This window comes from Mesorhizobium sp. M0518, from assembly GCF_040321125.1.
GTDB lineage: Bacteria > Pseudomonadota > Alphaproteobacteria > Rhizobiales > Rhizobiaceae > Mesorhizobium.
On sequence record NZ_JAMYQY010000017.1, the window covers coordinates 148539 to 154894 of the forward strand.

Below are 6356 nucleotides of genomic sequence, written 5' to 3' on the forward strand. Positions count from 1 at the left end.
TTTTCATCTTTTACATCCCAGGACCCTGTCGTAGTGTCGGATCGCGGCGGCAACGTACGGGGATTGAGTTGATGATTGTGCAGTTGAGTTCGCTTCGTCCCGTGACGGGCGAGGACGGCAAGGACGCCGCCGACACCATGTCCAGCTTCGCCCGCAACGTCTCGGCGATGCTTGAGCGGACAGAGTACCGCCGCTGCGACAAGGGCGAAGATCTCGAGGACATCTACCGCCTGCGCTACAAGTCATATCGCTCGAACGATATGGTTCCCGACAACGAAAACCATACCATTCACGATGAGCTCGACGAGGCACCGAATGTCTACCGCTTCGGGGTCTATATCGACCAGGAACTCGTCAGCACGCTGCGTATCCATCACGTCACCTTGGCAACGCCGATGTCGCCTTCCACCAAGGCCTTTGGCGACATCGTCATGCCGATGCTTCGTGACGGGCTGAGCTTCATCTGCCCCAGCCGTTTTGCGTCCGATCCCGAATGGTCGCGCGTCTACCCGCAGATTCCTTACCTGACCCTGCGGCTGGCCGGCATGGCGTGCTTCCATTTCAACGCGCCCTACTGCCTGTCGACCATTCGTGAGGATCACGCCGGCTTCTACAAGCGTATCTACTACTCGGAGAAGATCAGCGAGTCGCGCGCCTATCCGGGCGTTTTCAACAAGGTCGTGCTCTACCGCGCCGACGTCAACGCCATCCGCGAGCGGTCCTTCTCACGGTTCCCGTTCTTCCGCTCGACGCCAATGGAACAGCGCATGCTGTTCGATACGCCGCATGTCGGAGAACTCGCGCCGCTGACCATCCTGCCCACGGCAAAGTACTATCACGAAGCCGCCTGATACGGCAGGATTCACACGATTTTGCAGGGCCGACAGGGAGCCTTTTGGCGACTTCGGCGTTCTGGGTGCGGCCACGAGCAGCGCTCCGGGTCGATTCTGAAGTTTTTGAGGGAACCCGTCATGACCATTTCCACACTTGCGCTCACCCCGCTCATCTCGCTGATCGCCGGCGTGCTGATCCTGGTCATGCCAAGGCTGTTGAACTACATCGTCGCGCTTTATCTGATCGTCGTCGGGTTGCTCGGGCTATTTCCGCATCTAGCCGGCTGAGGCGCCGGCTGCACGCAGGCGTCCGCTTTCGGAGCATCTTTCCGCATCAAGCACCGGATCCAGCGATTGGACTCCGTCGCGCGTCGGCAGCCGGCTTCAACCTTTCTTTGAGGCAGTTGTCGGTTGTTGTGCGGCAATAGCGCCATTGCTCTCGGCCCGGCTTTTCGCTATGTGCCTGAAAGATGTCTTCGAAGGGGTATTCCTATGGCTGATCACTCGCCGACCGGTCCTGTCGAACTGGGCGCGAAGATGGACTATGCCGAGCATGACCGCACCTATGCGGGCTTCCTCGCGCTGGCCAAGTACGGCTCGCTGTTTTGCGGAGCCCTGCTTCTGGCGATGGCCTTCGGCTTCTTCGCGGGCGGCTTCTTCTCGGCGACCATTCTGTTCGTGCTGATTCTGGCTGTCGGCGCCTTTATCCTCCGATAGATTTTTCCGACACCTTGTCCATGGCGCCGCCGCGAGGCCGGCCGGCGTCTTGCGGGAAATAGCTTCCGGCCGAAAGGATCATGCGGTGGGACAGACGGTTTTCATCCCTCGTGAACTCGATGCCAACGAGCCGCGCGTCGCGGCCTCGCCCGATACGGTGAAACGGCTGGCGGCGTTGGGCTTCGACGTCGTCGTCGAGGCCGGTGCCGGTCTGAATTCGCGCATCGTCGATGCCGATTATGCGAGCGCCGGCGCCGCCATAGGCAAGGCTTCCGATGTCGCCAAGGCCGATGTCGTGCTGAAGGTGCGTCGGCCCGGCGATGCCGAACTGAAGAGCTACAAACCCGGTACAGCGGTCATTGCCATCATGGATCCCTATGGCAACGATGCCGCCGTGGCAGCCTTTGCCAAGGCCGGCGTCACCGCTTTCTCGATGGAATTCATGCCGCGCATCACCCGCGCGCAGTCGATGGACGTCTTGTCCTCGCAGGCCAATTTGGCCGGCTATCAGGCGGTGATCGACGGGGCTTCGGAATATGATCGCGCGCTGCCGATGATGATGACGGCTGCCGGCACGGTGCCGGCGGCGAAGGTCTTCATCATGGGCGTCGGCGTTGCCGGCCTGCAGGCGATCGCCACCGCGCGGCGTCTGGGTGCGGTCGTCACCGCCACCGACGTTCGCCCCGCCGCCAAGGAACAGGTCGCCTCGCTCGGCGCCAAGTTCCTCGCGGTCGAGGACGAGGAATTCAAGGCTGCGGAAACGGCCGGCGGCTACGCCAAGGAAATGTCGAAGGAATATCAGGCCAAGCAGGCGGCACTCACATCAGAGCACATCGCCAAGCAGGATATCGTCATCACCACGGCGCTTATTCCCGGCCGGCCGGCGCCAAAGCTGGTGTCGGCGGCGATGGTCGCCTCGATGAAGCCGGGCTCGGTGCTCGTCGATCTGGCGGTCGAGCGCGGCGGCAATGTCGAGGGCGCTGTACCGGGCCAGGTGGTGACAACGGCCAATGGGGTGAAAATCGTCGGCCATCTCAATATGCCCGGCCGCATCGCGGCGTCGGCATCGCTGCTCTACGCCCGGAACCTGTTTGCCTTCGTTGAGACGCTGGTCGACAAGACGACCAAGACGCTTGCCATCAATCGCGACGACGATCTGGTCAAGGCGACGATGCTGACCGATGGCGGCAAGATCGTGCATCCGGCTTTCATAAAGGCCGACCAGCAGCCCCATGTCGAGCCGGCCGCAATCCCGGCCAAGACCATGGTCGCCGACGCTTCGCCCAAGAAAGCCGCGCCCAAGAAGGCGGCCGCCTCCAAGTCGCCCTCGTCGAAGCCGAAAGGGATCGCGTGATGGACCAGACCCTGCAGAAAGCCCTGGACCAGCTCGACCAGGCTTCCGCCGCCGTCCGGCTGGCGGTGCAAAACATGGCGACCGCGCCTGGTGGTGCCGACGCTGCGGGTGATGCTGCGCATGCGCTCTCCGGGGGCGCCATCGATCCCTTCGTCTTCCGCTTCGCCATCTTCGTCCTGGCGATCTTCGTCGGCTACTACGTCGTCTGGTCGGTGACCCCCGCACTGCACACGCCGCTGATGGCCGTCACCAACGCCATCTCCTCGGTCATCGTAGTCGGCGCGCTGCTTGCCGTCGGCATCGCCGCCTCCGGCATTGCCGCGGGCTTCGGCTTCGTCGCGCTGATGCTGGTCTCGGTCAACATCTTCGGCGGCTTCCTCGTCACCCAGCGCATGCTGGCCATGTACAAGAAGAAGGACAAGTAGAGCGCCATGAACGCCAACTTCGCGTCCTTCCTCTATCTGGTCTCCGGCGTTCTGTTCATCATGGCGCTGCGCGGCCTGTCGCATCCGACCACCAGTCGCCAGGGCAATCTCTATGGCATGATCGGCATGGGCATCGCCATCGCCACCACGCTGGCGCTGGCAACCCCGTCAGCGGGCCGCTTCGGCCTCATCGTGCTCGGCCTTGCCATTGGCGGCGGCGTCGGCGCCGTCACCGCGCGGCGCATCGCCATGACCTCGATGCCGCAACTGGTCGCCGCCTTCCACTCGCTGGTCGGCCTCGCCGCCGTCATGGTGGCGGCCGCCGCCATCTATGCGCCGGAAAGTTTTGGCATCGGCACGGATGGTGACATCCACGCCCAGGCGCTGATCGAGATGAGCCTTGGCGTCGCCATCGGCGCTATCACCTTCACCGGCTCGGTCATCGCCTTCCTCAAGCTCGATGGCCGCATGTCGGGCAAGCCGATCATGATCGGCGGACGCCACTTCATCAACGCGGCACTTGCCATCGCGCTCGTCGTGCTGATCGTGCTGCTGGTCACCACGGAATCGAAGCTGGTCTTCTGGCTGATCGTTGCCGCCTCGCTGGTGCTCGGTATCCTGCTGATCATTCCGATCGGCGGCGCCGACATGCCGGTCGTCGTCTCGATGCTCAACTCCTATTCGGGCTGGGCAGCTGCCGCCCTCGGCTTCACGCTCGGCAATCTGGCGCTGATCATCACCGGCGCGCTGGTCGGCTCATCCGGCGCGATCCTGTCCTACATCATGTGCAAGGGCATGAACCGAAGCTTCATCTCCGTCATTCTCGGCGGCTTCGGCGGCGAGACGGCAGCTCAGGCCGACGACGGCATCGAACGCACGGTCAAGCAGGGCTCGGCCGACGACGCCGCCTATCTGATGATGAACGCCCAGAAAGTCATCATCGTGCCGGGCTACGGCATGGCGGTTGCCCAGGCGCAGCACGCGCTGCGCGAAATGGCCGACAAGCTCAAGGCCAATGGCGTCGACGTGAAGTACGCCATTCACCCGGTCGCCGGCCGCATGCCCGGCCACATGAACGTGCTGCTCGCCGAAGCCAATGTGCCCTACGACGAAGTGTTCGAGCTCGAGGACATCAACTCCGAGTTCGCGCAGGCCGACGTTGCCTATGTCATCGGCGCCAACGACGTCACCAACCCGTCCGCGCGCGACGACAAGTCCTCACCCATCTACGGCATGCCGATCCTCGATGTCGACAAGGCCCGCACCTGCCTGTTCGTCAAGCGCTCGCTCGGCTCCGGCTATGCCGGCATCGACAACACGCTGTTCTACAAGGACGGCACCATGATGTTGCTCGGCGATGCCAAGAAAATGACCGAAGAGATCGTCAAGGCGATGGACCACTGATCGGCGATCACTTGAGACACGCCAAGGAACGCCCGGCTCGCGTCGGGCTTTTTCTTGGCTTGATGGCGATTTCCAGGCTACGATGAAGAATTCCCGTCTCGCTGGCGGGATTGTCGTCAACGGAGACGTTGGTGCCCGACCCCATCATCGCACCGCCGCCCGTCGGAAAACCGCCGCGCAAGCCTGGCCAGGCGGTGGTGATCGTGCATGGCATGGGCGAACAGCGGCCGATGGATACGCTGCGCGGCTTTGTCAGCGCCGTCTGGAGCCATGACCCCAGTCGCGCGCCGTTTTATGCCCATGTCGCCGATCCGGCCGACCCCGCCGGCGCGAAGATCAACCAGAGCTGGATCACACCCGACAGCCGGACCAATTCATACGAACTTCGCCGGATCACCACGCCTTACGATGTCGATGGCCGCCGCACCGATTTCTACGAGCTCTACTGGGCCGACATCACGCAGGGCACGACGCGGGGCCGACTTGCCGCCTGGGTGACAAACCTGCTGTGGCGCAAGCCCGCCGACATACCACCCGACGCCCGAAAGCTCTATCTGGTCACGCTTCTGGCCGTCATCATCGTTCTGGTCGCGGCTCTCGCGCTTGCGACGTCGGTTTGGCAGCAGCAAATTTCGTGGACCGTCGGCGCGCTCGTCACCATCCTGGCCTCGTTCGTCATCTGGTCAGTGGATCGTTTTGGCCTTCCCTATTTCGGCGATGTCGCGGCCTATGTGCGCGCTGAAGCTGCAACCGTCGAGAAGCGGGCTCTGATCCGCAGCCGTGGTCTGAAGCTGCTGAAGTGTCTGATGATGGACGATACCTACGATCGCATCGTGCTGGTCTCGCACAGCCTCGGGTCGATGATCGCCTATGACCTGCTGCAGATCTTGTGGGCCGATTTCAGGCCCCGAAAACTGGAGGCCATCCGCGACAAGGCGAAACTGAAGGCGATCCACGCCATCGACAAGGCGACGCTCGTCGCCGGCTCGGCATGGCCCGGCAGCCTGGACGATCTTGCCGGCTTCAGGCGCCATCAGTGGGAACTCTATCGCCAACTGCGCACCAAGGACGACAACCATGGGCCTTGGAAGATCAGCGATTTCGTCACGCTTGGCAGCCCGCTGACCCACAGCGAATTTCTGGTGACGCACAATCTCGCCGAATTCAGACGCGGCATCGCCGAGCGTCTGTTCTCGGCATGTCCGCCGGTCGCCGAGGGAGCGGCGGCCGGTGGCACATTGCTTTATCAGGAAGGGCGCAACCGTTCTTCGGGCAAGCCGCAGCGCGCGGTGCATCATGGCGCGGTGTTTGCTGCGACGCGCTGGACCAATATCTTCGACCGCGGCAACGGTTGGCTGACGGGGGATCCGATCTCCGGGCCGATGGCGGAGAATTTCGGCCCGGGCGTGGAGAACATCCAGGTCGAGCTACGCGGTTGCCTCGGCCGTGTCTTCACCCACACGCTGTACTGGTCGTTGACGGCGACCGGTGTCGAGGTCGGCGATCGGCCGCGCTCGCATCTAGAGCGATTCCTATTTTGAGAGAATCGTAGGATTCCCAAAGCCGGATGTTTGTGATTCAAGATGCTGGCTGGATTGGAGGCCAGCATCTGATGACGCGAGC

At 62.9% G+C, this 6356-nt stretch carries 7 protein-coding genes; all 7 read left to right on the forward strand.

What is annotated here, in order from left to right:
* Positions 1-71: 71 nt before the first annotated feature.
* Positions 72-851 (forward strand): N-acyl amino acid synthase FeeM domain-containing protein, encoded by a 780-nt coding sequence (locus NKI66_RS23515; RefSeq protein WP_013528206.1) that lies wholly within the window; start codon positions 72-74, stop codon positions 849-851.
* A gap of 120 nt (positions 852-971) precedes the next feature.
* The gene (locus NKI66_RS23520) at positions 972-1121 is read left to right on the forward strand and encodes a DUF3096 domain-containing protein (RefSeq protein ID WP_013528205.1); all 150 of its coding nucleotides are present in this window, start codon (positions 972-974) and stop codon (positions 1119-1121) included.
* Positions 1122-1325: 204 nt separating this feature from the next.
* Positions 1326-1550 (forward strand): aa3-type cytochrome c oxidase subunit IV, encoded by a 225-nt coding sequence (locus NKI66_RS23525; RefSeq protein ID WP_013528204.1) that lies wholly within the window; start codon positions 1326-1328, stop codon positions 1548-1550.
* Between the two features lie 85 nt (positions 1551-1635).
* Entirely contained in the window at positions 1636-2904 is a 1269-nt protein-coding gene (locus NKI66_RS23530) for a Re/Si-specific NAD(P)(+) transhydrogenase subunit alpha (RefSeq protein ID WP_352722528.1), read from the forward strand.
* Entirely contained in the window at positions 2904-3329 is a 426-nt protein-coding gene (locus tag NKI66_RS23535; protein ID WP_006339983.1) for a proton-translocating transhydrogenase family protein, read from the forward strand. Before NKI66_RS23530 ends, NKI66_RS23535 begins: the two co-directional genes overlap by 1 nt.
* Positions 3330-3335: 6 nt before the next feature.
* The gene (locus tag NKI66_RS23540; RefSeq protein ID WP_352611587.1) at positions 3336-4733 is read left to right on the forward strand and encodes an NAD(P)(+) transhydrogenase (Re/Si-specific) subunit beta; all 1398 of its coding nucleotides are present in this window, start codon (positions 3336-3338) and stop codon (positions 4731-4733) included.
* Between the two features lie 131 nt (positions 4734-4864).
* A complete protein-coding gene (locus tag NKI66_RS23545) occupies positions 4865-6274 on the forward strand; it encodes a hypothetical protein (RefSeq protein ID WP_245273295.1) in 1410 nt (469 codons plus the stop codon).
* Positions 6275-6356 lie beyond the last annotated feature (82 nt).